Genomic DNA, 24,863 nt, shown 5'->3' on the forward strand with positions numbered 1-24,863 from the left:
TTTGCCGGACATCCGTGTCGGCGAGCCTTGGCTCATGGCCAAGCGCGCGCAACGTAACCCAAGCGTGATCGGCGTACCAGAGCGCTTCTTGAAGAAAATCCGACCATTGGTAGGTGAATTAAGAGACTGTGATCGACCATGGCACAGGGTGGGAGCGGGCTTGCTCGCGAAAGCGGCGTGTCATCCACATCATCACTCAATGATCATCCGCATTCGGGAGCAAGCCCCCTCCCACAGGATTGCCGGTAATGATCACGATCACTGTCATTTTGCAGTCACACAAGCGTCATGTGTGATTGCGATGATGCGGCTCAGTGAACCTGCCATTCCGCGACCGACGCGCCCTCCTCGCAGCGAGCCTCCATGAACCACAGCCTTGATCTCAGTCATCGCGATCCTGATTTGTTCGGTTTGCTTTACGGCTTCCGTTTTCGTCCCGGTGAACGTGGCCGCGAAGTCGATTCGGCGACCGCCCTGCGTTGTCTGCAAGACGACAGCGACAGTGATGAATTCCTCTGGCTGCACCTGAACCTGGCGCACGCCGCGTGCGAGCGCTGGATGAAGAGTCATCTGCAATTGCCCGAAGAGTTTTTCGAGGCGCTGCACGAAGGTTCGCGCTCGACGCGCATCGAACACGTTGACTCGGCGTTGCTGGCAGTGGTCAACGACGTGGTGTTCAACCTCAGCAGCATGGTTTCCTCAGACGTGTCGACGCTGTGGGTCTGCGTGCGTAGCAAACTGATCGTCAGCGCACGCCTGCAACCGCTGCACTCGGTGGACAAATTGCGTTCGTCGGTGAAGGCCCGGCGAATGCTTTCGCTCGCCGTCGGAACTGCTGGTGCACTTGCTGCGTGATCAGGGCGAAGTGCTGACGCAGATCGTGCGCAAGACCAGCATGAGCGTCGATCAGGTCGAGGACGAATTGCTCTCCTCACGGCTGTCGACCAACCGCGCCGAACTCGGCGCCAATCGCCGGGTACTGGTGCGCCTGCAACGGCTGCTGGCGCTGGAGCCGGGTTCGCTGCTGCGCCTGCTCAACCGTCCGCCGCCGTGGCTGCAGAAGGAGGACGTCAAGGAGCTGCGCAAATCCACCGAGGAGTTCGCGCTGATCATCAACGACCTCACCGCCCTCGGCGAGCGGATCAAACTGCTCCAGGAAGAAATCGCCGCCAACCTCAACGAACAGAGCAACCGCACCCTGTTCACCCTGACCGTGGTCACGGTGCTGGCGCTGCCGATCAACATCATTGCCGGTTTCTTTGGCATGAACGTGGGGGGAGTGCCACTGGCGACGGATCCGGAAGGGTTCTGGATTCTGGTGGCGCTGGTGGCGACGTTTACCGTGATTGCCGGGCGATGGGCGTTTCGCAAGCGTGGGGATTACTGACCCTTGCCCACCACAGATCCATTGTGGTGACAGAGGTCCTGTGGCGAGGGGATTTATCCCCGATCGGCTGCGTAGCAGTCGTATATCCGGTGGACGCGTTTTAGCTGATAAACCGAGATGAATGGTTTTTGGGGCTGCTTCGCAACCCATCGGGGATAAATCCCCTCACCACAAACAGCTCACCTTAAATCAACTTCCCCTCCTGCACTCAGGAATGGGCTCAACAGATCAGCGGTGAGGCTAATCCGCCAAACACTGACCTGCCGCAGTCTCTCTGTAATATTTAGCAACGATCATGACCGACACTCCTTCCCTCGCTCAGGATTGTCCGCTCATGGCTACTCCCTCCCTGACCGCCGCCCGCCCCACGTCCGCCCACGGCGGCCGGCCGGCACTTGATAAAAAACCCGGGCCGTTCACTTATGTGGTGTTCTTCGCGGTGCTCGCCATGGGGATGTTGTTCACCGCTTACAGCCTGATGCACGACATGCATGAGCTGGGCACCACTGTCACCACCTGGACCCCGTTCCTGCTGCTCGGCGTAGCGCTGCTGATTGCGCTGGGCTTCGAGTTCGTCAACGGTTTCCACGACACCGCCAACGCGGTCGCGACAGTGATTTACACCCACTCGCTGCCGCCGAACGTGGCGGTGGTCTGGTCGGGCTTCTTCAACTTCCTCGGGGTGTTGCTGTCCAGCGGTGCGGTGGCGTTCGGCATCATCGCCTTGCTGCCGGTGGAGCTGATTCTGCAGGTCGGTTCGTCCGCCGGTTTCGCGATGATCTTCGCCCTGCTGATCGCGGCGATCCTGTGGAACCTCGGTACCTGGTGGCTGGGCCTGCCGGCCTCCTCTTCCCACACCCTGATCGGCTCGATCATCGGCGTCGGCGTCGCCAATGCCTTGATGCACGGGCGCGACGGTACCAGCGGCGTGGACTGGGCACAGGCGACCAAGATCGGTTACGCCCTGCTGCTGTCGCCGCTGGTGGGCTTCGGCTGCGCGGCGCTGTTGCTGCTGGCCATGCGCGCCTTCATCAAGAATCGCGCGCTGTACAAGGCGCCGGAAGGCAACAACCCGCCACCGTGGTGGATTCGCGGTTTGCTGATCGCCACCTGCACCGGCGTGTCTTTCGCCCACGGCTCCAACGACGGGCAGAAAGGCATGGGCCTGATCATGCTGATTCTGGTTGGCACCTTGCCGATGGCTTACGCGTTGAACCGCACCATGCCCGCCGATCAGGCGCTGCAGTTCGCTGCCGTCGCCGAAGTCACCCAGCAAGCGCTGGTGAAAAACACCCCGCTGCCAGCCCCGGTGGATCCGCGTCCGGTACTGTCCGATTACGTGCGCAGCAAGCAAGCCACGCCGCAACTGATCCCCGCCCTCGCCGCTCTCACCGGACACATTGGCGAAGAGGTCAAAGGCTATGGCTCGCTGTCGAAAGTCCCGGCCGAGGCCATGGGCAACGTGCGTAACGACATGTACCTGGCCAGCGAAAGCATTCGCCTGATGGACAAAAACAAGGTCGGCAATTTCGACGCCGACACCACTGACAAACTGCAACTGTTCAAACAGCAGATCGACAACGCCACACGCTTTATCCCGCTGTGGGTGAAGATCGCCGTGGCCATCGCCCTGGGCCTCGGCACCATGGTTGGCTGGAAACGAATTGTGGTGACGGTCGGTGAAAAAATCGGCAAGACCCACCTGACCTATGCCCAGGGCGCCTCGGCGGAAACCGTGGCGATGCTGACCATCGGCGCGGCGGACATGTTCGGTTTGCCGGTGTCGACCACTCACGTGCTGTCATCGGGCGTGGCCGGGACCATGGTCGCCAATGGCGGTGGTTTGCAGATGAAGACCATCCGCAATCTGCTGATGGCGTGGGTGCTGACCTTGCCGGCGGCGATTCTGCTGTCGGGCAGCCTGTACTGGCTGTTCACCCAGATCTTCTGATCGACTTAGATCCCTGTGGGAGCGGGCTTGCTCGCGAAAGCGTCAGGTCAGTCAACAATGATGCTGAATGGGCCGGCCTCTTCGTGAGCAAGCCCACTCCCACCCTGGATCGCGACCAGCCCCGAATACTTCACCCACCGCCCCCCCCCTGTGGGAGCGGGCTTGCTCGCGAAGGCGTCAGATCAGTCAACATCGATGCTGAATGGGCCGGCCTCTTCGTGAGCAAGCCCACTCCCACCCTGGATCGCGACCAGCCCCGAATACTTCACCCACCGTCCACCCCTGTGGGAGCGGGCTTGCTCGCGAAGGCGTCAGATCAGTCAACATCGATGCTGAATGGGCCGGCCTCTTCGTGGGCAAGCCCACTCCCACCCTGGATCGCGACCAGCCCCGAATACTTCACCCACCGCCCCCCCCTGTGGGAGCGGGCTTGCTCGCGAAGGCGTCAGATCAGTCAACATCGATGCTGAATGGGCCGGCCTCTTCGTGGGCAAGCCCACTCCCACAGTTTGATTTGTGTCAGGCATTAGAGAGTGGAACGGATGACATCGCCCAACCACTCCATGAACACTCGCACCCGCAGCGGCAAGTGCCGTTGCCGTGCATACAGGATTGAAATCGCCATCGCCGGCGCGGTGAACTGCGGCAGCACAGTCAGCAGCTCACCGGTGTCCAGATGCGGCTGCATGCCGGTGCGCGGCACCTGGATCAGGCCGAAGCCGCCCAGGCACGCCGACTCGTAAGCATCGGTGCTGTTGACCGTGACGCTGCCAGCCATCGGCAATCGCCGCACCTGTCCGTCCTGTTCATACACAAACCCTTCCGAGCGCGAACCTAGCACGCCGACGTAGTGCACCAGCCGATGCTGCGCCAGATCCTCCAGCGTCTGCGGCACGCCGTAGCGCTCAAGGTACGCCGGGCTGGCGCAGTTGATCATCGGGAAGTCGCCCAAGTGCCGCGCCACCACCGATTGATCCGGCTGCGCGCCGATGCGCACCACGCAATCGAAACCCTCGCTGAGCAGATCGACACGGCGGTCGGTGCTGCTGATTTCCAGTTCCAGATTCGGGTGGCGCGCCATGAACTCCGGCAGCAGCGGCATGATCAGGCGCCGCGCGAGGATGTTCGGCATGTCGACGCGAATCCGCCCGCTCAGCGACGCCGGATCCTGCCGAAACAGCCCCTCGATCTCGTCCATGTGCGACAGCAGATCCTTGCTGCGTTCATACAGCACCAGGCCGTCCTGAGTCGCCTGCACCTTGCGCGTGGTGCGTTGCAGCAGGCGCGTGCCGAGCAGGGTTTCCAGGGCCTGCACATGTTCGGAAACCGTCGAGCGCGGCAACCCGAGACTCTCGCCGGCCAGGGTGAAACTCGACAGTTCGCTGACCCGGACGAAGGTGCGCAGCAGTTCCAGTTTGTTCATGAGGACACCCGTAGATTGTTCGGCTGAGTCGATCAGTGATTCCGGTTTCAGTCTGTTTATCACCCCATGGCGGATAAATAAACTTTGCTCATCACCACTCACCGCAATCGAGGATTTCACATGAGCCGCAAAATCGCATTGATCACCGGTGCCAGCCGTGGCCTGGGCAAGAACGCCGCCCTGCACCTCGCCGCCGAAGGCGTGGACATCATCGGCACCTACAACAGCCGCGCCGATGAAGCCCAGGCGCTGGTGGCTGAACTGGAACAACGCGGTGCCAAAGCCGTGATGCTGCAACTGGACGTCGGTCGCAGCGAAACCTTTGCCGATTTCGCCAAACGAGTTGAACAAGCGTTGCAGCAACTGGACCGTCCGCGTTTCGACTTCCTGATCAACAACGCCGGGATCGGTGTGCACGCGGCGTTCGCCGAGACCACCCCGGAACAGTTCGACCTGCTGATGAATATCCAGCTCAAAGGGCCGTTCTTCCTGACTCAGCAACTGCTGCCGCTGATCAATGACGGCGGGCGCATCATCAACATCTCCAGCGGCCTGACCCGCTTCAGCCTGCCGGGTTATGCCGCCTACGCGGCGATGAAAGGCGCAATGGAAGTGCTGACCCGCTATCAGGCCAAGGAACTGGGCGCGCGGCAGATCGGCGTGAATATACTGGCGCCGGGCGCGATCGAGACTGATTTTGGTGGCGGTGCGGTGCGCGACAACGCGGCGTTGAACGCGATGGTCGCGAGCAATACCGCACTGGGTCGCGCCGGGCAGCCGGATGATATTGGGGGTGCGCTGTCGATGCTGCTGGCGCCGGGTGCGCAGTGGATCAACGGGCAGCGGGTCGAGGCATCGGGCGGGATGTTCCTCTAACCCCCCCATTCACTAAAAACTTTCTTGGTAAGAGCCTCTGTGGCGAGGGGATTTATCCCCGATGGACTGCGCAGCAGGCCCTTCTTTTCTGGATAAAAAGAGGGGCCGCTACGCGCCCCATCGGGGATAAATCCCCTCGCCACAGGTTTTGCATTCGCCACAGGTTGTGCTTATCCCGCGCATACCCGGCGGGTCACGAGGCGCTCGCGCACCACGTCATACCCCCAGTGATACACATAGGTGTACGGCAGGAAAAACAGCAGAACGCCGATGTCGAGCAAGAACGCCTGCCACAGGCTGACCGACAACCACCAGGCAATCAGCGGCACGCCCATCACGATCAATCCGCCCTCAAACAGCAGCGCGTGGACCACCCGCGTCCAGGCGTTGTGCGCGACGTTCAGGCGCTTGAGCATGCGGTCGAAAAAGCCGTTGAACAGCACGTTCCACGCCAGCGCCAGCAGAGCGATCAGCACGGTCACCGCGCCCATGTCCAGCAGCGGTTTGTCCATGATCCACGCCAGTAACGGGGTACAGATCAGGATCGCCAGACACTCGAAACCGATGGCCTGGAAGATACGTTCAGTGATGGATTTGTTGGCAGTCATGGCCTGACTCCTTGAGTGAAGAGGGTTGCCATAATCTGCCCTCATACCGATACTTCATAACCAATAACCATCGATCAAGGCGATAGTTCATGGCTTCGCAAGAAGTGCTGTTGGCGTTCGTGCAAGCGGCCACTCAGGGTTCGTTTTCGGCAGCGGCGCGCAAGCTGGGGCGCAGTCAGTCGACCATCAGTGCGGCAGTGGCCAGCCTGGAGATCGATCTGGACCTGATTCTGTTCGACCGCAGCAGCCGCAAACCGACCCTGACACCGGCCGGGCACGTGATGCTGCAACGGGCCGAGGCGATTCTGGCGGCCACCAGTCGTATGGAAATGAGCGCCCGGCAACTGGCCCAAGGCGTGGAGCCGAAGCTGACGGTGGCGATTTCCGACACCTATCAATCGGCGCGCTTCGAAGCGGCACTGGTCGGCTTCGAGCAGCGTTATCCGGACCTGGAACTGGAATGCTTGATCGCCGAGTGTGACGACCTGATCGAACTGGTCCAGCGTGGCCGCGCGCACTTGGCGTTTGCCGAAATGCAGGACACCTATCCGCCGGATCTGGTGACCTCGACCGTCGCCGAGCGCACTGACCTGGCGCTGTTCGTCAAAGATGATCATGTGCTGACCCGTGTCGAACGGGTCGACCAGCAGGTGCTGGAGCAGCATCGCGAGTTGCGCCTGGCGACCATCGTCAATCCCTACGACAGCCGGGCGAAGGGCCGGGTGTGGTCGGCGCCGAGTTACCTGATGCTGATGGAAATGGCGGAGATGGGCTTTGGCTGGGCGGCGCTGCCGCGCTGGCTGGTGGCGCGTTTCGGTAATGGCTCGCTGGTGGAACTGACGGTGCGCGGCTGGCCGCGGCCGGTGTATGTCGATGCGTTGTGGTCGCGGCTGTATCCGCCGGGGCCGGCGGGGAGCTGGTTGCTGAGCAAGATGCTGGAATAGCGGCGCGCCCATTCGCGAGCAAGCTCGCTCCCACAGTTGGAATGCGATCGCCTGTGGGAGCGGGCTTGCTCGCGAAGGGGCCGGCACTGCCAATGAATTCCTGGGATCAATCCAGTTCGCTCAGCCGCCCCTCGATAAACCGCCGCTCCGGCTCTTGCCGGGTCAGTTCCAGTGCTCGCCGATACGCCGCCCGCGCCTGCTCCACCCGGCCCAACTGCCGACAAAACTCCGCCCGCGCCGAATGCGCCAGGTGGTAATCCTGCAACTCACCGCGATCCAGAATCCCCTCGATCAGCGTCAGCCCGGCCAGCGCCCCATCGCGCTTGGCCACTGCCACCGCGCGGTTCAACTCGATCACCGGCGACGGCACCGCCCGCAACAGCACGTCATACAGCCCGACGATCTGCTGCCAATCGGTTTCTGCCGCTGACGGCGCTTCGGCATGCACCGCGGCGATCGCCGCTTGCAGGCAATACGGCCCGAACCTTCGGGTGGTCAGCGCCCGCTCCACCAGCGCACAACCTTCAGCAATCAACCCGGCATCCCAGCGCGAGCGATCCTGGTCATCCAGCAGCACCAGTTCACCACTGGGCGAAGTGCGCGCCGGCCGACGTGATTCGTGCAACAGCATCAACGCCAGCAGGCCCATGACCTCCGGTTCCGGCAGCAACTCCATCAGCAACCGCCCAAGCCGAATCGCCTCGCGGGTCAGATCCTCACGGGTCAGCTCGGCGCCCATCGATGCCGAATAGCCTTCGTTGAACACCAGATAAATCACCCGCAACACGCTGTCGAGGCGCTCGGGCAGTTCGCTCAGGCTGGGGACTTGATAAGGGATTTTTGCATCGCGAATCTTCGCCTTGGCCCGCACGATGCGCTGGGCAATCGCCGCCGGTGCGGAGAGAAACGCGCGGGCGATTTCCTCGGTGGTCAGATCGCAGACTTCACGCAGGGTCAGCGGCACCTGCGCATCCGCCGCCAGCGCCGGGTGACAGCAGGTGAAGATCAGCCGCAGGCGGTCGTCTTCCACGTCTTCGCCACTCCAGTCGGCCTGTTCCAATTCTTCGAGCTGCGCCAGCAACAGCGGCTGCGAGGCCTTGAAGCGGGCGCGGCGGCGCAATACATCGATGGCCTTGAAACGCCCGGTGGACACCAGCCAGGTGCGCGGATTGTCCGGCACACCGTCGCGCTGCCAGCGCTCGACCGCGACGAAGAACGCCTCGTGCAAGGCTTCTTCGGCGAGGTCGAAATCCCCGAGCAGGCGAATCAGGGTCGCCAGAATCCGCCGCGAGTCTTCGCGATAGACCTGCTCGACCCGCGCCCGGACTTCAGACATTCAACTGCCGCACCGGACGCACTTCAACGCTGCCGACCCGGGCCGCCGGAATATTGCCGGCGACCTGAATCGCTTCGTTGAGATCCTTGGCATCGATCAGGTAGAAACCGGCCAGTTGCTCCTTGGTTTCAGCGAACGGGCCATCGGTGATCGACAGTTTGCCGTTGCGCATCCGGACGGTGGTTGCGGTCTGCACCGACTCCAGCGCTTCGGCCGCGACCATCCGCCCGCTGCCCTGAATCGACTCGGCGTAGGCCCAGCACTCGGCGTCTTCCGGGCTGTCGGGCGAGTTGTGCAGCAGGCGCTCATCGCTGTAGACCAGGCATAAATACTTCATGGTTTTCTCCTGATTCGAACGGATCAACTATGGCTGAAGATCAGGGTTGCACATCGAACAGCGTGCTGCCGCTCATCGGATCGAACGGTGCCGACCAGTGCTCGTGAGCGATCTTCCACGTCCCGCCGACCTGCCGATAGCACGCGGTGGCGCGCATCCAGCAGCTCTGGGTTTCGCCCTTGTCGTTGGTGCCGCCGCAATGCGTTACCCAATGGGCGAAGGCGAGGTTGTCGGCGGTCTCGATGGCGATCTCGTGAAACTCGAAAACGTGCGGGCCGGAACACATTTCCATGCAGGCTTCCCAATGTGCACGGTAGGCCGCTTTGCCCTTGAATTGCAGGGCCTTGATCGCATCGAAGGAGACGATGTCGTCGGTGTACAACGTCATGACCTTGTCGACGTTCTTGGTCATTACCGCGTCGCGGTAGGTATTGATCAGGGTCTGGATTTCAGTCTGTGCGCTCATGGTGTTCTCCGTGGTTTTTGTGCTGAAGACACCCTTAGTCGTTCGGCTATCGGGCGGATCGACAGACGAAACAAAAAATTTCCGCAGAACACAAAATCGCTAGAATCCGAGGCTCATCTTTGTAGGAAAAAGGAAATTCCCGTGTCAGCACAACTCGTGCCGTACGACCGCCTGAACGCCTTGCAGCGTCAGCAAGTCGAGGCGATTGAAATCCATCCCGAGCAGATCAAGTTCTCCGGCGACATTCACGGCGCGCTGCACACGCTGCTGTCCAAACCTGGACCCGGCGTCAAAGGTTTCGCGCTGCTGGCCGATCAGGTACCGGTGGCTTTTCTGCTGCTCAAGCGCCCACCGGTGTTGCCGGACTGGGCCGATGAACACAGCGCCACCCTGCACGCCTTGCAGGTCGATCACCGGGCGCAGGGCAAAGGTTACGGCAAGGCTTGCCTGCAGGCGCTGCCCGAGGTGGCGCGTGAAGCATGGCCGGAGATCAAGGGGCTGGAACTGTCGGTGGATGCCGATAACGATGCCGCCATCGCGCTGTACGCCAAACACGGTTTCGTCGACAGCGGCGAAGCGTACAAGGGCCGGGTCGGTTACGAGCGGCGTATGGGACTGTTTTTCTAAGTCATCGAGGGATGCACGATGATCGATTCAATCGAAGCACTGGAAGCTATTTACGGCCTGCCCCACGACCGCGCGGTGCGCAAGCAGATCGGTTTTCTCAACGAGGATTATCAGGCGATGGTGCGCCTGTCGCCGCTGGTGATCATCAGCTCGGTGGGCGCCGACGGTCTCGACAATTCGCCGCGCGGTGACAAAGCCGGGTTCGTGCGGATCATTGACCAAAACACCCTGGCCCTGCCGGACCGCCCGGGCAACAACCGCATCGATACCCTGCGCAATGTGCTGCACGATCCACGGGTGTCGTTGCTGTTCATCATTCCGGGCATTGGCGAGACCTTGCGGGTCAATGGCACCGCGACCATCAGCGCCGATCCTGAGCTGCTGGAAAGCTTTGCGGTGAACGGCAAACCGGCGAAAACCGTGTTGCTGGTGACGGTAGAGGCAGCGTTTTTCCACTGCTCGAAAGCCTTTGTGCGCTCTGACGCCTGGAACCCGGAAACCCACCTGCCGCGCTCGGCCCTGCCCTCTGCGGGCGCGTTTCACAAGCGCCTGAATGACGGGCAGTTTGACGCCGAGACCTACGACCGCGAAGCACCGAAAAGAGTAAGCGACACTCTCTACTGACACCTATCAACGAGTCACCACTGCTCCCCTGTGGGAGCGGGCTTGCCCGCGAAGGCGTCGTGTCAGATAAATCATTGGCAACTGACACACCGCCTTCGCGAGCAAGCCCGCTCCCACATTTGGGCTTGCAGCGATTTTCAGAGGGTCAGGATCATCTCGTGCCACGCCATCCCGCCATGGTCGGACTCCGACGGCTTGATGTAGGCAAAGCCGAACCCGGCATATAGCGCAATGTGCTTCTCCTTGCACATCAGATGAATCGTCGCCTTGTCCATCCCGCGCATGCGCTCGATGAACTCGGCCATCAGTCGCTTGGCCAGGCCCTGCCCCTGATAGTCCGGGTGCACCACCACCGACATGATCACCACGTTCGGCCCTTGCGGGTCGTGGCCGATCAGCTCCTTGAACGCCTCGTCGGACATCTGCACATCAAACGCCGCGCCCGAGTTGATGAACCCGGCGACTACGCCGTCTACTTCGGCGACGATGAAACCCTCAGGCCAGGTGGCGATGCGCGTGGCGATCTTCTCGCGAGTGGCGGCTTCATCGCCTTCGTAGGCAACGGTTTCGATGGCGTAGCAGCGATCCAGGTCGGCGGCGGTGACGTTGCGGATGACGGTGTTCATGGCAGCTCGAAAATCAACGGAGAAAAGTGCGCAAAGCATAAAGGAATAAGGTGTTCATATCGATCCGCGCGGGGGGCGTAAAGCCTGCGTATAAGCGCTTCTCTTCGTGCCGCTGACGGGCTATTCCTGCGCTGTGTCTCTGACCACCCTTGGGGGTAACCGCTTATGAGCAGCGTTGAAATCGGCCTGTTGATGGTGTTGGGCATCAGTACGTTCGGCTTTATCACCCTGGGCATCGACCTGTTGCGGGCGCGACGGCTGGGCAAGGGCAAGCGCGGTTGAACAACATGAGGCGGATCAGTGATCCGCCTCATCGTCATGGACTCAGGTTTTGCTGTCGACCGGCACGCAGATTTCCAGTTTGCCGGTGTGCAGTCGCGGATTGAAATCGGCGCTGTAGCGTTCCAGTTCCGGGGCATTCAGTTCCACGTAGTGAGAGGTCGGCAGCCAGGTCTTGTAGATGTATTGCAGGGTTTGCGGCAACTGGTCGAGCGGTCCCTTGTGCTCGAACACCGCGTACTGCCGGGGCAGCACTTCGACCCACTGGTAGACCTTCTGGTCGAGGTCATCGAGCTTGCTGATTTCTACCCCGGCGATGTAATCGAAGCCACCCTTGCCGTCGAAATTGCTGCAGACGCCGTAGGTCACTTCGTTTTTTTGTCCCTGTATCTTTCCCAGGTGCGGCAAGAACTTTTCCCACAGCGCGGGGATGTCCTTGGCCGTGTCCTGGGTAAATCGACCACGAAATCCCGCGATCAGCAGGAAGTGTCCATGTTCGAAGCGAGGTTCCGCCACTTCGACGCGTTTTTGCTCATCCATGACTCGACTCCTGGAACAAAATTAGGGGTTCGGCTGCTGAGTATAGAAGCCAAACCCGATTCGCAATGTCACAAGGCGTGCAACTGGTCGGCAGCGCCGGAGCCAACGAACTCGTTATAACCGGATACGATCACGTAAACCGCGAAATAGCAGAAGATCGCCGCCGATGCCATGTAGGAATAGCGCAACAGCTTGTCGCCGAGCAACTTGCCGCCGTGGCTTGCGGCAAAGCACAGACCGGCCGACCACAGCAGGCCGGCGCAGAGAAAACCGCTGAGAAACAGCGCCGAGCTGAGCGGGCCGCCGCCACCGGAGCGGGCGATCAGGGTGCCGCCAACCGCGGCGAACCACAGGATCGCGCTGGGCGAGGACATGGCGAGGAAGATCCCTCGGAAGAATTCCTTGCGATGGGAGTTCTGCCCGACCTCCGCGGTCGCTGCCAACTGCGCTTCGTGATGGATCGCCGAATAGATCATCTTCGCCGCGAAGTAGATCAGCAGCACCGACCCGCCGATCCACAGCACCCAGCGCACGCTTTCGTACTGCAGCAGCACGGTCATCCCGGCCAGCGCCAGCACTGCGTAGATCAGGTCGCCGACGCAAGTGCCGAGGCCCAGCGCGAAGCCCTGAAAGTAACCGCGCTGCATCGCCAGGGTGATCATTGCGATGTTGGCTACGCCGATGTCCAGGCACAGCGAAAGGCTCAGCAAGAAGCCGCTGGTGAATTCCATTAAGCATTTCCTTGGAAAAAATTATTGTCGTGCACGCTGGACAGTCTGCCACCGCTGCCCTTATCTTCCGCCACAGGTCACCGCAGTGACCAGCGTCGCTCGGACGGTTCCGGGCGCTTACGTTATCCGAGGCAACAATGGCTGAACAAGGTTCGCCGCGCCGCTTTGCGCGCATAGATCGACTCCCCCCTTACGTTTTCAACATCACCGCCGAGCTGAAGATGGCCGCGCGGCGTCGTGGTGAAGACATCATCGACTTGAGCATGGGCAACCCCGACGGGGCCACACCGCCGCACATCGTCGAAAAACTCGTACAAGTTGCCCAACGTGAAGACACCCACGGTTACTCCACGTCCAAGGGCATTCCGCGCCTGCGTCGGGCGATTTCCAACTGGTACAAGCAACGCTACGCGGTCGACATCGACCCGGAAAGCGAAGCCATCGTCACCATCGGTTCCAAGGAAGGCCTGGCGCATTTGATGCTGGCCACCCTGGATCAGGGCGACACGGTGCTGGTGCCGAACCCGAGCTACCCGATTCACATCTACGGCGCAGTGATTGCCGGCGCCCAGGTGCGTTCGGTACCGCTGGTGCCGGGCGTGGACTTCTTCGATGAACTGGAGCGGGCGATTCGCGGTTCGATCCCCAAGCCGAAAATGATGATCCTCGGTTTCCCGTCCAACCCCACCGCGCAGTGCGTGGAGCTGGATTTCTTCGAACGGGTGATCGCCCTCGCCAAGCAGTACGACGTGCTGGTGATTCACGACCTGGCCTACGCCGATATCGTCTACGACGGCTGGAAAGCCCCGTCGATCATGCAGGTGCCCGGCGCCAAGGACATCGCGGTGGAGTTTTTCACCCTGTCCAAGAGCTACAACATGGCGGGCTGGCGCATCGGTTTCATGGTCGGCAACCCGGAGCTGGTCAACGCCCTGGCCCGGATCAAGAGCTACCACGACTACGGCACCTTCACTCCGCTGCAAGTGGCGGCGATTGCCGCGCTGGAAGGCGATCAGCAATGCGTACGCGACATCGCCGAGCAGTATCGCCAGCGCCGCAACGTGCTGGTCAAAGGCCTGCATGAACTGGGCTGGATGGTCGAGAATCCGAAAGCGTCGATGTACGTCTGGGCGAAGATTCCCGAGGCCTACGCGCACCTCGGCTCGCTGGAATTCGCCAAGAAGCTGCTGGCCGAGGCCAAGGTCTGCGTCTCGCCGGGGGTGGGTTTTGGTGAGTATGGCGATGACCATGTGCGCTTCGCGCTGATTGAAAACCAGGACCGGATTCGTCAGGCGGTGCGCGGGATTCGCGGGATGTTCCGGGCGGATGGCCTGGCCCCGAAAACCACTGCCTGACACCTACCCCCCCTGTGGGAGCGGGCTTGCTCGCGAAGACGTCGTGTCAGTCAACATTTTCAGCGACTGATACACCGCTTTCGCGAGCAAGCCCGCTCCCACAGGGGTAATGCATTCATCCTGATATCGTCGTGCACAAAAAAACCGCATCGCTGCGGTTTTTTTGTGTCTGCAAGAAGCTGCTTAGACGAACAGCGACAACAGCAGGATAAAGCCCAGGCCCACCACCGACAGGATGGTTTCCATCGCGGTCCAGGTCTTGAAGGTTTCGGCCACGGTCATGTTGAAGTACTGCTTCACCAGCCAGAAGCCGGCGTCGTTCACATGAGACAGGATCAACGAACCGGCACCGGTGGCCAGCACCAGCAGCTCACGGTTGACGCCCGGAATCATCCCCACCACCGGCACCACGATGCCCGCGCCCGTGATAGTCGCCACGGTGGCCGAACCGGTAGCAATACGAATCACCGCCGCCACCAGCCACGCCAGCAGGATCGGCGAAATCTGCGCGCTGACCGCCATGTGGCCGATCACGTCGCCCACACCACTGGTCACCAGCATCTGCTTGAAGCCACCACCGGCACCGATGATCAGGATGATCGCGGCGGTCGGCGCCAGGCTCGCGTCCAGCCACTTGAGCATCTGCTGCGAACCGATGCCCTGCTTGTGACCGAAGGTGTACAGCGACAGCAGCAAGGCCAGCAGCAGGGCCGAGATCGGGTGACCGATCATGTCCATCCAGGTGCGGAAGAAGTGACCGTCCGGCAGCGCCACGTCAGCAAAGGTTTTCAGCAGCATCAGGAACACCGGCAGCAGCACGGTGATCAGGGTGATGCTGAAGCTCGGCAACTTGGTTGAGTCGTCGCTTTCACGGGCCAGTTGATCGACCAGCTCCTGATTCGGCGTGCCGGGAATGTGCTTGGCGATGAAGGTACCGAAGATCGGACCGGCAATGATTGCCGTCGGCAGCGCAACGATCAGACCGTAGAGAATGGTCTTGCCGATGTCAGCGCCGAACACGCCGATGGCCAGCAGCGGGCCCGGGTGCGGTGGCACCAGACCGTGTACGGCGGACAGGCCGGCGAGCAGCGGGATACCGATCTTGATGATCGACACACCGGTACGCCGGGCAACGATGAACACCAGCGGAATCAGCAGCACGAAGCCGATTTCGAAGAACAGCGGGATACCGACGAGGAACGCGGCGAACATCATTGCCCACTGCACCTTGTCCTTGCCGAAGGCGCGGATCAGGGTCTGCGCGATCTGATCGGCACCACCGGATTCGGCCATCATTTTGCCGAGCATGGTGCCCAGCGCGAGGATGATGCCGACGAAACCGAGTACACCACCGAAGCCGTCCTGGAACGCCTTGATGATGGTGCCGATCGGCATGCCGGACGTCAGGCCGAGGAACGCGGCCGCGATGGTCAGCGAGATAAAGGGGTGAATCTTGAATTTGGTGATCAGGATAATCAGGCCGATTACCGTGACCACTGCATCGAGCAGCAGGTAGGCGTCGTGGGACATGCCAAACATTGGGGGTGTCTCCTGGCTTGTTGTTGTTATTAAAGCGGGTTAAACAGAATTCGTGAGGACAGCGCTAGCTCTTTCAACACACTCATACCGCCTGTTTCAGACCATGGGCCTGCCACCAGACGTGCGCCTGGGCCGCCAGTTCTTCAACGCTGTGGATCGAAGCATTCAGTGCCAGGGTCAACGGCTCGCCGACTGGTGATTCGAGGGTGGCGAACTGGCTTTCGATCAACGTTGCCGGCATAAAGTGGCCTGGGCGATGCGATACGCGGTCGGCGGCGACTTCAGGGGTCAGCTCAAGAAACACGAAGCCCAGGCCCGGCAAAGCACTGCGCAGCACTTCGCGATAACTGTGTTTAAGGGCCGAGCAGGTCAGCACCGGGCGTTTACCCGATGCATCGACCCGACGCAGTTCATCGCACAGGCTGTCGAGCCAGCCGGCACGGTCGTCGTCGTTCAGGGGGATCCCCGCGCTCATCTTTTCGATGTTGGCGGCCGGATGAAAAGTATCGCCTTCAATGGCAGTGGCGCCGCTCAATTGGCACAGGGCCTCGCTGACGCACGTCTTGCCGCAACCGGCAACGCCCATGATGACCAGGGCGGTGATGGGATGACTCATATAACACCTCAGCGCGCAGACAGCGCTACCTTTGCTAGCTATGACTCTAGTGCACAGGCAGAAGTTGCCGACGCCTTCTTGTCGTTTTTTTGGGTTGCAGCAGGTTTTCGCCCAACGCCGAAAAGCGAGGATCAGGCAGGACCTCGCTTACGCATTTGCAGCTGCATCAGGACAGCGCTACCTTAGTGCCTTGATTTTTGTTTGGCAAGCCGCCCGATGACCACCCCTAAAAACGATAAAAACACTCGCACCACCGGCCGTCCCACCCTTAATGAAGTTGCCCGCCTCGCCGGCGTGAGCCCGATTACCGCCTCCCGCGCCTTGCGCGGGGTCAGCACGGTCGCCACGGAACTGGTGGAAAAAGTGCAGAAAGCCGCGCTTGAACTCAACTACGTGGTCAACCCTGCCGCCCGCGCATTGGCCTCAGCGCAGAGCCATTCAGTGGTGGTGCTGGTGCCATCGCTGTCCAACCTGCTGTTCATCGATACGCTGGAAGCCATTCATCGGGTGCTGACACCCAAGGGCTTCGAAGTGCTGATCGGCAACTTCCACTATTCGCGCGATGAAGAAGAAAACCTGTTGCGCAACTACATGGCTTATCAGCCGCGTGGTTTGCTGCTGACCGGGTTTGATCGCACGGAAAGTTCGCGGCGGATGATCGAGGCCAGCAATATTCCCTGCGTGTACATGATGGAACTGGACAGCGCTGCCGGCGTGAATTGTGTGGGTTTCTCGCAGCTCAATGCCGGCGAAACTGCTGCCGAACATTTGCTCTCGCGCGGTCGCAAGCGTCTGGCCTACATCGGTGCGCAACTGGATCAGCGCACCTTGTTGCGCGGTGAAGGTTTCCGCAAAGCCCTGCAGAAGGCCGGGCGCTACGACCCGGATCTGGAAGTGCTGACGCCGCGCTCCTCGTCCGTGGGCCTGGGCGGTGAACTGTTTCTGCAATTGCTGGCGGCGCATCCGGATGTGGATGCGATCTTCTTTGGTAACGACGACCTGGCGCAGGGTGCGCTGCTGGAGGCGCTGCGCAACGGGATCAAGATCCCCGAGCAGGTGGCGATTCTCGGCTTCAACGACTTGCCGATGTCCGAACACATGGTGCCGCGCCTGAGCAGCATCAACACCCCACGCGAGGCGATCGGCCGGCGTGCGGCGGAGCAAATGTTGACGTTGATGGCGGGCAACAGCGTGGCGCGGCCCGTTGAGGATATGGGTTTTGAACTGAAGATTCGCGAGAGTACCTGATCCTTCCCAAATCCTGAGTTGAAACACACCCCCTGTAGGAGTGAGCCTGCTCGCGATAGCGGTGTGTCATTCAACACATGCATCGCCTGACACAACGCTATCGCGAGCAGGCTCACTCCTACAGGGGGTTTGTGTTGGGCTCAGTGGCTGAGCAGTTCGACGAGCGCCAACGCGCCCTTTTGCAGCGGCTGGCTCTTGAGCCACACCGCGTGCACCGGCAGTACCAGGCCGTTTTCGATGTTGCGAAAATTCAGTCGCTTCAAGCGCCCGCTGTCCAGCCACGGCTGCACCACCGACAACGGGAAATTGCCCCAGCCCAGCCCTGCCTCGACCATCTCCAGCGCAGTCTCCAGGGTGTCGGTGCGCCAATGCGATTCGGCCACCAGCGGCCGGGTTTCGCTGATCGGCAAGTCGCGACTGGCGACGAAGATCTGCCGCACATGCACCAAGTCTTCGAGAAACAGATCCTGCCCCTGCAACAACGGACTGTCCGCCGCCAGCGTGGCGATCATCCGTTCGCTGCCGACAAACTGAAAACGCTCCAGCACGTTCATGCTCAACCCGGCAAACGCCAGACACACGCTGACGCGGCCACTGTGCAGCATTGCCAGCACATCGTCCTGCGGCGCGGTCAGCACTTCGATGTCGAGCAGTGGATGGCGCTCGGCAATCACCTTGATCGCGGCGAGCAAGCGGCGCCGGTCAATGTCCGCGACCACGCCAATCGACAGCTTGCTCTCCAGCCCCAGGGACAACTCCACCGCGTGCACCTGCAGTTGCTTAAGCTGCTCGGCAATCAGCCGCGCGTGGGGCACCAGTGACAGCGCCATCGCTGTCGGCTGCGGTTCGCGGTGGCTGCGATCGAACAAGGCATAGCCAAGCTCCGCCTCAAGGTTGCCGATGCCCATGCTGACCGCGGAAGGTACCCGGCCCAAAGCGCGGGCGGCTGCAGAGAAGGAGCCGCGCTCAATCACGGCGAGGAACAGTTCGATGCTGTCGCTGTTGAAATTCACTTCATCTACCTATCACCAAAACTGAAAGCTACTGACTTTTTCTGTCACGCCTATTGAAGCTATCTTTCGCCGTCTTCGCCAGTCTCGCTGGCCAACACGTTGCAAGAAAGAGGCAAATCCCCATGCAAGGCGTCAAACGCAAACTGGTCTACGTGTCGCTTTATGAAGTGATCGGCATGACCTTCTCCGCCCTCGGCCTGGCGCTGTTGTCCGGCACGTCGCCCGGCAGCACAGGCCCGCTGGCAGTGATCATTACTACCATCGCGGTGACCTGGAATTTCATCTACACCTCGCTGTTCGAGCACTGGGAAAGCCGCCAGAAGTCGCGCACCCGCACGGTCAAACGGCGAATCGCCCACGCCGTGGGTTTTCAACTGACGCTGATCGTGTTCCTGATTCCGCTGATCGCCTGGTGGATGAACATCAGTCTGGTGCAGGCATTCCTGCTGGATCTGGCACTGATCATCTTCATCCCGTGCTACACGTTTGCCTTCAACTGGCTGTTCGATCGCCTCTTCGGCTTGCCGGCCTCGGCGCTGCCCGATTCGACCGCTGCGGCATAAATCGTTAATTGGTAAGCAGTTATTGCAAGAAATCGGCGGTTCTCCGGGGCTAACCGCCGAAATTCACAATCCGCGAACTCCGATAGCAGGCTAATCTTTTCCATCAATAAAAAATGGATCCGCAGATGACTGCTCACGCCCCCGCCGCCGCGCAAAGCGACGGCATCGACCCGATACGCGCCGCCGAGATTTCCGCCCGCATCGACCGCCTGCCCGCCGTCGCCACCATCTGGCGACTGGTGGCGCTGTTGTCGATTGGTGGTTTCTTCGAACTCTACGATTTGTTCCAGACCGCCTACATCAGTCCGGGGCTGATCCGTGACGGGATCTTCGCCACCGGCAATCAGGGCGTGTTCGGCTTCTCCGATCAGGCAGCGTTCGCGTCGGCGACCTTCCTCGGCCTGTTCCTCGGCGCGAGCCTGCTCAGCCCGTTGGCCGATCGATTCGGCCGTCGCGCGATCTTCACCTTTGCGCTGGTCTGGTACACCGTGGCCACGGTGCTGATGGGCATTCAAAGCTCGGCGTTGGGCATCATCTGCATGCGCTTTCTGGTGGGCATCGGCCTCGGTATCGAGCTGGTGACCATCGACGCCTACCTCTCGGAACTGGTGCCCAAACGCATGCGCAGTTCGGCGTTTGCCTTCGCCTTTTTCGTGCAGTTTCTCTCGGTGCCGGCAGTGGCACTCATGTCCTGGTGGCTGGTGCCGCAGGCGCCGTTCGGTGTGTCCGGCTGGCGTTGGGTGGTGTTGGCGAGCGCGGTGTTTGCACTGTTCATCTGGTGGCTGCGCAAGCGTCTTCCCGAGTCGCCACGCTGGCTGGCGCAACATGGGCGTTTCGATGAAGCGAACAGGATTCTCGACGACATCGAAGCCCGCTGCGAGAAGGATCACCGCCAACCGCTGGACGCTCCAGAAACGGTGCCCGTCGATGTCGAAGGCAAGGGTCGTTTCGCCGACATCTGGCAACCACCGTATCGGCGCCGGGCATTGATGCTGATCGTGTTTCACGTGTTCCAGGCGATCGGTTTCTTCGGTTTCGGCAACTGGCTGCCAGCGCTGCTGTCCGGCCAGGGCGTGAGCGTCACCCACAGCCTGATGTACGCGTTTATCATCACCCTCGCCTACCCGCTCGGGCCGTTGCTGTTCGTCAAGTTCGCCAACCGTTTCGAGAACAAATGGCAGATCGTCGGCTCAGCCCTCGGCGCGATGACCTTCGGCACTCTGTTCGCGTTGCAGACCAGCGCCTTCGGCCTGATCGTCTGCGGAGTGATGATCACCTTTTGCAATGCGTGGCTGAGCTTCAGTTATCACTCGTACCAGAGCGAACTGTTCCCGACCAACATCCGCGCCCGGGCGGTGGGCTTCTGTTATTCGTTCAGTCGCTTGTCGACGGTGTTCAGCAGCCTGTTGATCGGGCTGTTCCTCGACAACTTCGGCACGCCCGGGGTGCTCGCGTTCATTGTCAGCAGCATGCTGATCGTGATGCTGACCATCGGCTGGTTCGGCCCGCGCACACGCAATCTGGCGCTGGAAAACATTGCCCATCGCTGAGGCTACACGGTCATCCTCTGCCGCCCGACGGCAAGGGATGACCGCTTTGTTGCACATGCCAGATCACTAACACGTTGAAATAAAATAACTTTCTTTAAAGGCACGGTAATTGCTCGGATATGCCCGTCAGCAATTATCCAAAGGTCTCCATCATGATGTTGGTCAGTGCCAAACAGCAGCAGCTCATCCACCTGCCCAAGCGGCTGGCGGATGACGCGACCACGACCGCCGCTGCCGGTCTGCAAAGCGGCCTGCACGGCGCCATGCTGCAATCGCTGCAGAACCAGGCCCAGTCGCAGGCGACCGACGCGACCTCCAAGGTTGAGGATTCGGCCACGCAGATCGCCACCCAGCAAGTGGCCGCCGCCGCGCGCATCAGCGATAACGTCGACGAAGCCTTCGCCAAGACCCGTGTCGGCCTGCAAACCACCGATGCCACCAGTTCCAAGCCCGCTGGCACGTCGGCCACCGACGCGTTCAAGGACTACATGAGCAAGTCGCCGGAACAGCGCCTGCGCGACAGTATCCTTCAGAGCATGGGCATCACCGAAGACGACATCAAAGCCATGCCGCCGGAGAAACAACTGGCCATCGGCAAAGAGATCGCCGAGCGTCTGCAGGACAAGATGAAACTGGCGCAGTCGGACAAAGAAAACGGCAATGACGTCAAGGACAGCGACAAACTGGCGAACAAGTTTCTCGCTTCGCTGTGACCTGAAGGTTGCTTAGAAACCAATGTAGGAGTGAGCCTGCTCGCGAATGCGGTGCGTCAGTCACTGGATCAGTAACTGACGCACCGCAATCGCGAGCAGGCTCACTCCTACCGTTGTTGATGGGTGTCAGTTCAGCTGCAACGTCGCATTGAACTGCCCGATCGCATCCACCACATGCCGTGATCCCTGCTGAATCTCCAGAATCACCTCCCCCGCCTCGTTCGCCAGTTCCACACCCAGCCCGGTGCGGCTCAGGCTCGACTGCATGCTCGACACCGCGCTCAGCGACAGGTCATGGTTTTTGCGTACCACTTCGACAATCTCCAGGGTCGCCTGACTGGTGCGTGCCGCGAGACTGCGCACCTCGTCCGCCACCACCGCAAATCCGCGTCCGTGTTCACCGGCTCGCGCCGCTTCGATGGCCGCGTTGAGCGCCAGCAGGTTGGTCTGGTCGGCGATGCCGCGGATGGTCTGGACGATGGTGCCGATGATGTCCGACTGCTTGCTGACCGCATCGATGCTCAGCGCCGCTTCATTGAGGTCGCGGGAAATGTCCTGAATGATCTGCACCGTCTGCTGCACGACCTGTGAGCCCTTTTGCGCGCAGGCGTCGTTTTGTACCGAGGTGCTGTGGGCCGATTCCGCGGCGTTCTGCAAGGTAGTCATCTGCTGGGTGATGTCGCTGGCGAACTTCACCACTTTGTACAAACGGCCCTTGGTGTCGAACAGCGGGTTGTACGAGGCTTCGAGATAAACCATCTGTCCGGACTTGTTCTTGCGCTCGAAACGGTGCGAGTGATATTCGCCGCGATTGAGCGACGCCCAGAACGCTTTGTACTGCGCCGATTCGGATTCGGAACGGTGACAGAACATGCTGTGGTGATGGCCAACGATTTCGTTGAGCGAGTACTGCATGGTTTTCAGAAAGTTGTCGTTGGCGGTAATCACGTTGCCGTCCGGGGTGAACTCGATCACCGCCATCGAACGGCTGATCGCCGCCAGCATGCTTTCTTCTTCGTTCTCTTTGTTGACCCGGGCGGTGATGTCCGAGGCCACTTTGATGACACTTTTGACTTGTTTGTCCGGGCCGTACACCGGCATGTAACTGGCTTCCAGCCAGATCTCCTTGCCGGACTTGTTCAAGCGCAGAAACGTGCCGCTGATCGGCTCACCCCGGGCCAGGTCGCGCCACAATTTAGCGTACTCCTCGCTGCGGTAAAACGCTTCTTCGCAAAAGATACGATGATGTTTGCCGCGCACTTCCTCGGCGCTATAACCCATGGTCTTGCAGAAGTTTTCGTTGGCATCCAGAACAATGCCTTCGGGGGTAAATTCGATCATCGCCATCGAGCGGCTGATCGCTTCGAGCTTGGCGTTGGCTTCGGTCAAGGCGCAGCTGAAACGCTCGATTTCCTGCAGGTCAGCCTTGTGATGTAGGTTGAACATGGTTGTATCACCTTCCGCGCGGTCTTTTGATTTGATGAAAGTCAGGTCTTTCAGCATCCACCACTACGTTCCACAGAACAGGCACACGCATTCCTCCACGGGAGGAAGTTGTCAGGTGATAAATGATGTTTTAATCCGAGGGTCCATGCAGCAACGCTCTAATCAAGACATCCTTCTCTTGATAGCCCAGCAGCGGGCCAGCCCTAACGTGCAGAAAACTTCCATGTACAACTTGCTCCTTGTTGGTTCAGTGTCCGGTGCCTTGGGTTGCGCACTCTGGCAGCGTTGAAATCACGGCTAACAGATGACGGTCGACATAGTTAGTTACAGCTAGCATAGCCATCGCCATGCCGTGCGCAAGGCCACTAGTCGGCCAGTATCTGGCACTTTTTGCACAAGAAACGGTTCAGCGAGCTGTCGCGACTGCCGTCTCCGCCACCAGATCCAGCAACGCCTGCACCGTCGCTGACGGCGTCTGCCCCGCAGGCAGCACCAGCGAAAACACCCGTTCGATACGTGGCTGCAAGGCAATCACGCGCAAGCCCTGACGCTCGGCCGGCAAGGTCATTTCCGGCACCAGCGTCACGCCGAGATTTTCCCGCACCAACGTGAAGGCGCTGCTCCATTCGCGCACCTCGACCCGCACGTCCTGCAACTGCAACCCGGCTTCAGCGGCGAGGCTGCGGGCGTTGGTCGAGCAACCGCCGGTGGCCAGCACAAAGGGCAGCGCCGTCAGTTCTTGCAGGCTGACGCCCTGCTCGGTTCCTCGCAGCGCCAGCGGATGCCCTGCCGGCACCACCGCCACCCATTCATCACGGCCCAACGGCCCGGCATTGCGCTCGGGCGCCGGGTTGAGCACCACACCAACATCCACCAGACCGGCCGCCAGCAAGGTTTCCACCTCGTCGTCGCTGACCTCCAGCGCCACCACTTCGATCCCCGGATACAGCCGATTGAACTGGCGCAACAGCGGCGGCAGAAAACTCGCCAGCACCATGGGAAAACTCGCCAGACGAATTGTCCCGCGCAGCATCGGGCGCACGCTGTCGACGGTCTGGCGAATGGTCTCCAGTGCACCGAGCATCAGCCGCGCCTGCTCGATCACCGGCAGGCCGATGGCGGTGGGCAAGGTCTGTCGGCTTTCGCGGCTGAACAGTTGCACGCCGAGGGTTTCTTCCATCAGCGCCAGGGCCTGGCTCGCGCCGGACTGGGTCATGCCGACCCGCTCGGCCGCGCGGGTGATGTTGCCGTGATCGGCGACGGCGACCACCAGCCGCCAATGCATCAGGTTCATCATGCCAGTAGCTGTCCTTATGGCAGGTTTCTGAAAGATTAATTTTACCGAGGGTGCGGCGCACTATGACACTGGCGCCAATTCCTCACCAGAGAGCTGCCGATGAAGCTGTATTACGCCCCGCAAGCCTGTTCACTGGCGCCGCACATTGTGCTGCGCGAACTGAAACTGCCCTTCGTGCTGATCCGCGTCGACAATCGCAGCAAGCGCACGGCCAGCGGCGAAGACTTTCTCGCGATCAATCCCAAGGGCTACGTCGCGGCCCTGCAACTGGACGACGGCGCGGTGCTGACCGAAGGCCCGGTGATCCTGCAATATCTGGCGGATCTTCAACCACAGTCAGGGCTGGCGCCGGCGCCCGGCAGTTTCGAACGGCTGCGTTTGCAGGAGTGGCTGAATTTCATTTCGAGCGAGATCCACGGCAGCCTCGGCGCGCTGTTCGATGAGCGGTTGCCGGCCGAGGTGATCAAGGAGAAGTTGTTCAAGCGTTTTGCGGTGTTGGTCAGGGTGCTGGAGCAGCAGGAGTATCTGTTGCCGAGCGGCTTCAGCGTCGCGGATGCTTTGTTGTTTGTGGTGCTGCGCTGGGCCGGGTTGTTCGGGATCGAACTGGCGCAGTGGCCGGCACTGGCGCGGTTTCAGGCGCGCGTCGAGCAGCGGCCGACCGTGATCGCGGCGTTGGCGGCGGAAGCGGCGTAAGTCTTTAGATCATTCGCGAGCAAGCCCGCTCCCACACTGGATTTGTGGCGTGCACGATCCCCCTGTGGGAGCGGG

General features: G+C 60.8%; 24 protein-coding genes and 2 pseudogenes. 12 read left to right on the plus strand and 14 right to left on the minus strand.

Annotation, left to right across the window (positions count from 1 at the left end; genetic code table 11):
* Nucleotides 1-363 precede the first annotated feature (363 nt).
* Together E3Z29_RS24360 and E3Z29_RS24365 are read left to right on the plus strand one after the other, a co-directional pair.
* Nucleotides 364-1,387 (plus strand): annotated as a pseudogene (locus tag E3Z29_RS24360) (transporter).
* Nucleotides 1,388-1,721: 334 nt separating this feature from the next.
* Nucleotides 1,722-3,338, plus strand: a complete 1,617-nt coding sequence (locus E3Z29_RS24365) for an inorganic phosphate transporter (RefSeq protein WP_115989069.1) — start codon at nucleotides 1,722-1,724, stop codon at nucleotides 3,336-3,338.
* 526 nt (nucleotides 3,339-3,864) lie between these two features.
* Here E3Z29_RS24365 and E3Z29_RS24380 read toward each other — a convergent pair.
* Entirely contained in the window at nucleotides 3,865-4,761 is an 897-nt protein-coding gene (locus E3Z29_RS24380; protein WP_134787151.1) for a LysR family transcriptional regulator, read from the minus strand.
* Between the two features lie 120 nt (nucleotides 4,762-4,881).
* Between E3Z29_RS24380 and E3Z29_RS24385 the strand changes: the two genes are divergently transcribed.
* Nucleotides 4,882-5,637, plus strand: coding sequence for an SDR family NAD(P)-dependent oxidoreductase (locus E3Z29_RS24385; RefSeq protein ID WP_123588718.1), 756 nt, complete (start codon nucleotides 4,882-4,884; stop codon nucleotides 5,635-5,637).
* 170 nt (nucleotides 5,638-5,807) lie between these two features.
* Here the strand turns inward: E3Z29_RS24385 and E3Z29_RS24390 are convergent, their stop codons facing one another.
* The gene (locus E3Z29_RS24390) at nucleotides 5,808-6,245 is read right to left on the minus strand and encodes a multidrug/biocide efflux PACE transporter (RefSeq protein WP_098965205.1); all 438 of its coding nucleotides are present in this window, start codon (nucleotides 6,243-6,245) and stop codon (nucleotides 5,808-5,810) included.
* Between the two features lie 89 nt (nucleotides 6,246-6,334).
* Here E3Z29_RS24390 and E3Z29_RS24395 point away from each other — a divergent pair, with 89 nt between their 5' ends.
* The gene (locus E3Z29_RS24395) at nucleotides 6,335-7,189 is read left to right on the plus strand and encodes a LysR family transcriptional regulator (protein ID WP_134787152.1); all 855 of its coding nucleotides are present in this window, start codon (nucleotides 6,335-6,337) and stop codon (nucleotides 7,187-7,189) included.
* 106 nt (nucleotides 7,190-7,295) lie between these two features.
* Here E3Z29_RS24395 and E3Z29_RS24400 read toward each other — a convergent pair whose 3' ends face one another.
* Genes E3Z29_RS24400 through E3Z29_RS24410 form a run of 3 tightly spaced genes read right to left on the minus strand, consistent with a single transcriptional unit; the run spans nucleotide 7,296 to nucleotide 9,328 of the window.
* Entirely contained in the window at nucleotides 7,296-8,525 is a 1,230-nt protein-coding gene (locus E3Z29_RS24400) for an RNA polymerase sigma factor (protein WP_134787153.1), read from the minus strand.
* The gene (locus E3Z29_RS24405; RefSeq protein ID WP_134787154.1) at nucleotides 8,518-8,862 is read right to left on the minus strand and encodes a YciI family protein; all 345 of its coding nucleotides are present in this window, start codon (nucleotides 8,860-8,862) and stop codon (nucleotides 8,518-8,520) included. Before E3Z29_RS24405 ends, E3Z29_RS24400 begins: the two co-directional genes overlap by 8 nt.
* Before the next feature lie 40 nt (nucleotides 8,863-8,902).
* Complete coding sequence (locus E3Z29_RS24410) at nucleotides 8,903-9,328, minus strand: nuclear transport factor 2 family protein (protein WP_027612596.1); 426 nt, start codon at nucleotides 9,326-9,328, stop codon at nucleotides 8,903-8,905.
* 141 nt (nucleotides 9,329-9,469) lie between these two features.
* On the opposite strand from E3Z29_RS24410, the gene E3Z29_RS24415 reads away from it, so the two are divergent.
* Nucleotides 9,470-9,955 carry an N-acetyltransferase gene (locus E3Z29_RS24415; protein ID WP_134787155.1) on the plus strand — a complete coding sequence of 162 codons (486 nt, stop codon included), beginning with the start codon at nucleotides 9,470-9,472 and terminating at the stop codon, nucleotides 9,953-9,955.
* Between the two features lie 18 nt (nucleotides 9,956-9,973).
* On the plus strand, nucleotides 9,974-10,579 hold the full coding sequence (locus E3Z29_RS24420; RefSeq protein ID WP_134787156.1) for a pyridoxamine 5'-phosphate oxidase family protein: 606 nt from the start codon (nucleotides 9,974-9,976) through the stop codon (nucleotides 10,577-10,579).
* 137 nt (nucleotides 10,580-10,716) lie between these two features.
* Here the strand turns inward: E3Z29_RS24420 and E3Z29_RS24425 are convergent, their stop codons facing one another.
* The 3 genes from E3Z29_RS24425 to E3Z29_RS24435 all read right to left on the minus strand — a co-directional run bounded on the left by E3Z29_RS24425 (nucleotide 10,717) and on the right by E3Z29_RS24435 (nucleotide 12,755).
* Nucleotides 10,717-11,205, minus strand: a complete 489-nt coding sequence (locus E3Z29_RS24425) for a GNAT family N-acetyltransferase (RefSeq protein WP_098965213.1) — start codon at nucleotides 11,203-11,205, stop codon at nucleotides 10,717-10,719.
* 324 nt (nucleotides 11,206-11,529) lie between these two features.
* Nucleotides 11,530-12,024, minus strand: coding sequence for a GyrI-like domain-containing protein (locus E3Z29_RS24430; RefSeq protein WP_134787157.1), 495 nt, complete (start codon nucleotides 12,022-12,024; stop codon nucleotides 11,530-11,532).
* 68 nt (nucleotides 12,025-12,092) lie between these two features.
* Complete coding sequence (locus E3Z29_RS24435) at nucleotides 12,093-12,755, minus strand: LysE family translocator (RefSeq protein WP_134787158.1); 663 nt, start codon at nucleotides 12,753-12,755, stop codon at nucleotides 12,093-12,095.
* A gap of 137 nt (nucleotides 12,756-12,892) precedes the next feature.
* Here E3Z29_RS24435 and alaC point away from each other — a divergent pair, with 137 nt between their 5' ends.
* Nucleotides 12,893-14,110: an alanine transaminase gene (gene alaC / locus E3Z29_RS24440; protein ID WP_095137080.1), complete on the plus strand. Its 1,218-nt coding sequence runs from the start codon at nucleotides 12,893-12,895 to the stop codon at nucleotides 14,108-14,110.
* Nucleotides 14,111-14,293: 183 nt separating this feature from the next.
* Here the strand turns inward: alaC and E3Z29_RS24450 are convergent, their stop codons facing one another.
* Together E3Z29_RS24450 and E3Z29_RS24455 are read right to left on the minus strand one after the other, a co-directional pair.
* Complete coding sequence (locus E3Z29_RS24450; RefSeq protein ID WP_097085886.1) at nucleotides 14,294-15,649, minus strand: GntP family permease; 1,356 nt, start codon at nucleotides 15,647-15,649, stop codon at nucleotides 14,294-14,296.
* A gap of 82 nt (nucleotides 15,650-15,731) precedes the next feature.
* The gene (locus E3Z29_RS24455; RefSeq protein WP_027612589.1) at nucleotides 15,732-16,265 is read right to left on the minus strand and encodes a gluconokinase; all 534 of its coding nucleotides are present in this window, start codon (nucleotides 16,263-16,265) and stop codon (nucleotides 15,732-15,734) included.
* A 216-nt stretch (nucleotides 16,266-16,481) separates the two neighbouring features.
* Between E3Z29_RS24455 and E3Z29_RS24460 the strand changes: the two genes are divergently transcribed.
* The gene (locus tag E3Z29_RS24460; RefSeq protein WP_027612588.1) at nucleotides 16,482-17,513 is read left to right on the plus strand and encodes a LacI family DNA-binding transcriptional regulator; all 1,032 of its coding nucleotides are present in this window, start codon (nucleotides 16,482-16,484) and stop codon (nucleotides 17,511-17,513) included.
* 140 nt (nucleotides 17,514-17,653) lie between these two features.
* On the opposite strand, the gene E3Z29_RS24470 is transcribed toward E3Z29_RS24460, so the two are convergent.
* Nucleotides 17,654-18,526, minus strand: coding sequence for a LysR family transcriptional regulator (locus E3Z29_RS24470; protein WP_134787159.1), 873 nt, complete (start codon nucleotides 18,524-18,526; stop codon nucleotides 17,654-17,656).
* 122 nt (nucleotides 18,527-18,648) lie between these two features.
* Here E3Z29_RS24470 and E3Z29_RS24475 point away from each other — a divergent pair, with 122 nt between their 5' ends.
* From E3Z29_RS24475 to E3Z29_RS24485, 3 genes are all read left to right on the plus strand, one after another.
* Nucleotides 18,649-19,089: a PACE efflux transporter gene (locus E3Z29_RS24475; protein WP_134787160.1), complete on the plus strand. Its 441-nt coding sequence runs from the start codon at nucleotides 18,649-18,651 to the stop codon at nucleotides 19,087-19,089.
* Between the two features lie 125 nt (nucleotides 19,090-19,214).
* Nucleotides 19,215-20,639, plus strand: coding sequence for an MFS transporter (locus E3Z29_RS24480; protein WP_134787161.1), 1,425 nt, complete (start codon nucleotides 19,215-19,217; stop codon nucleotides 20,637-20,639).
* A 155-nt stretch (nucleotides 20,640-20,794) separates the two neighbouring features.
* The gene (locus E3Z29_RS24485) at nucleotides 20,795-21,352 is read left to right on the plus strand and encodes a hypothetical protein (protein ID WP_134787616.1); all 558 of its coding nucleotides are present in this window, start codon (nucleotides 20,795-20,797) and stop codon (nucleotides 21,350-21,352) included.
* Nucleotides 21,353-21,478: 126 nt separating this feature from the next.
* Here E3Z29_RS24485 and E3Z29_RS30020 read toward each other — a convergent pair whose 3' ends face one another.
* From E3Z29_RS30020 to E3Z29_RS24495, 3 genes and pseudogenes are all read right to left on the minus strand, one after another.
* The gene (locus E3Z29_RS30020) at nucleotides 21,479-22,018 is read right to left on the minus strand and encodes a methyl-accepting chemotaxis protein (protein ID WP_256214240.1); all 540 of its coding nucleotides are present in this window, start codon (nucleotides 22,016-22,018) and stop codon (nucleotides 21,479-21,481) included.
* A 51-nt stretch (nucleotides 22,019-22,069) separates the two neighbouring features.
* Nucleotides 22,070-22,855, minus strand: a pseudogene (locus E3Z29_RS30025) (PAS domain-containing protein); the annotation flags it as partial.
* 349 nt (nucleotides 22,856-23,204) lie between these two features.
* Nucleotides 23,205-24,095, minus strand: a complete 891-nt coding sequence (locus tag E3Z29_RS24495) for a LysR family transcriptional regulator (protein WP_134787163.1) — start codon at nucleotides 24,093-24,095, stop codon at nucleotides 23,205-23,207.
* Between the two features lie 99 nt (nucleotides 24,096-24,194).
* Between E3Z29_RS24495 and gstA the strand changes: the two genes are divergently transcribed.
* Nucleotides 24,195-24,788: a glutathione transferase GstA gene (gene gstA / locus E3Z29_RS24500; protein WP_098965225.1), complete on the plus strand. Its 594-nt coding sequence runs from the start codon at nucleotides 24,195-24,197 to the stop codon at nucleotides 24,786-24,788.
* Nucleotides 24,789-24,863 lie beyond the last annotated feature (75 nt).

Source organism: Pseudomonas sp. S150 (genome assembly GCF_004526365.1).
GTDB classification, from domain to species: Bacteria; Pseudomonadota; Gammaproteobacteria; order Pseudomonadales; family Pseudomonadaceae; genus Aquipseudomonas; species Aquipseudomonas putida_A.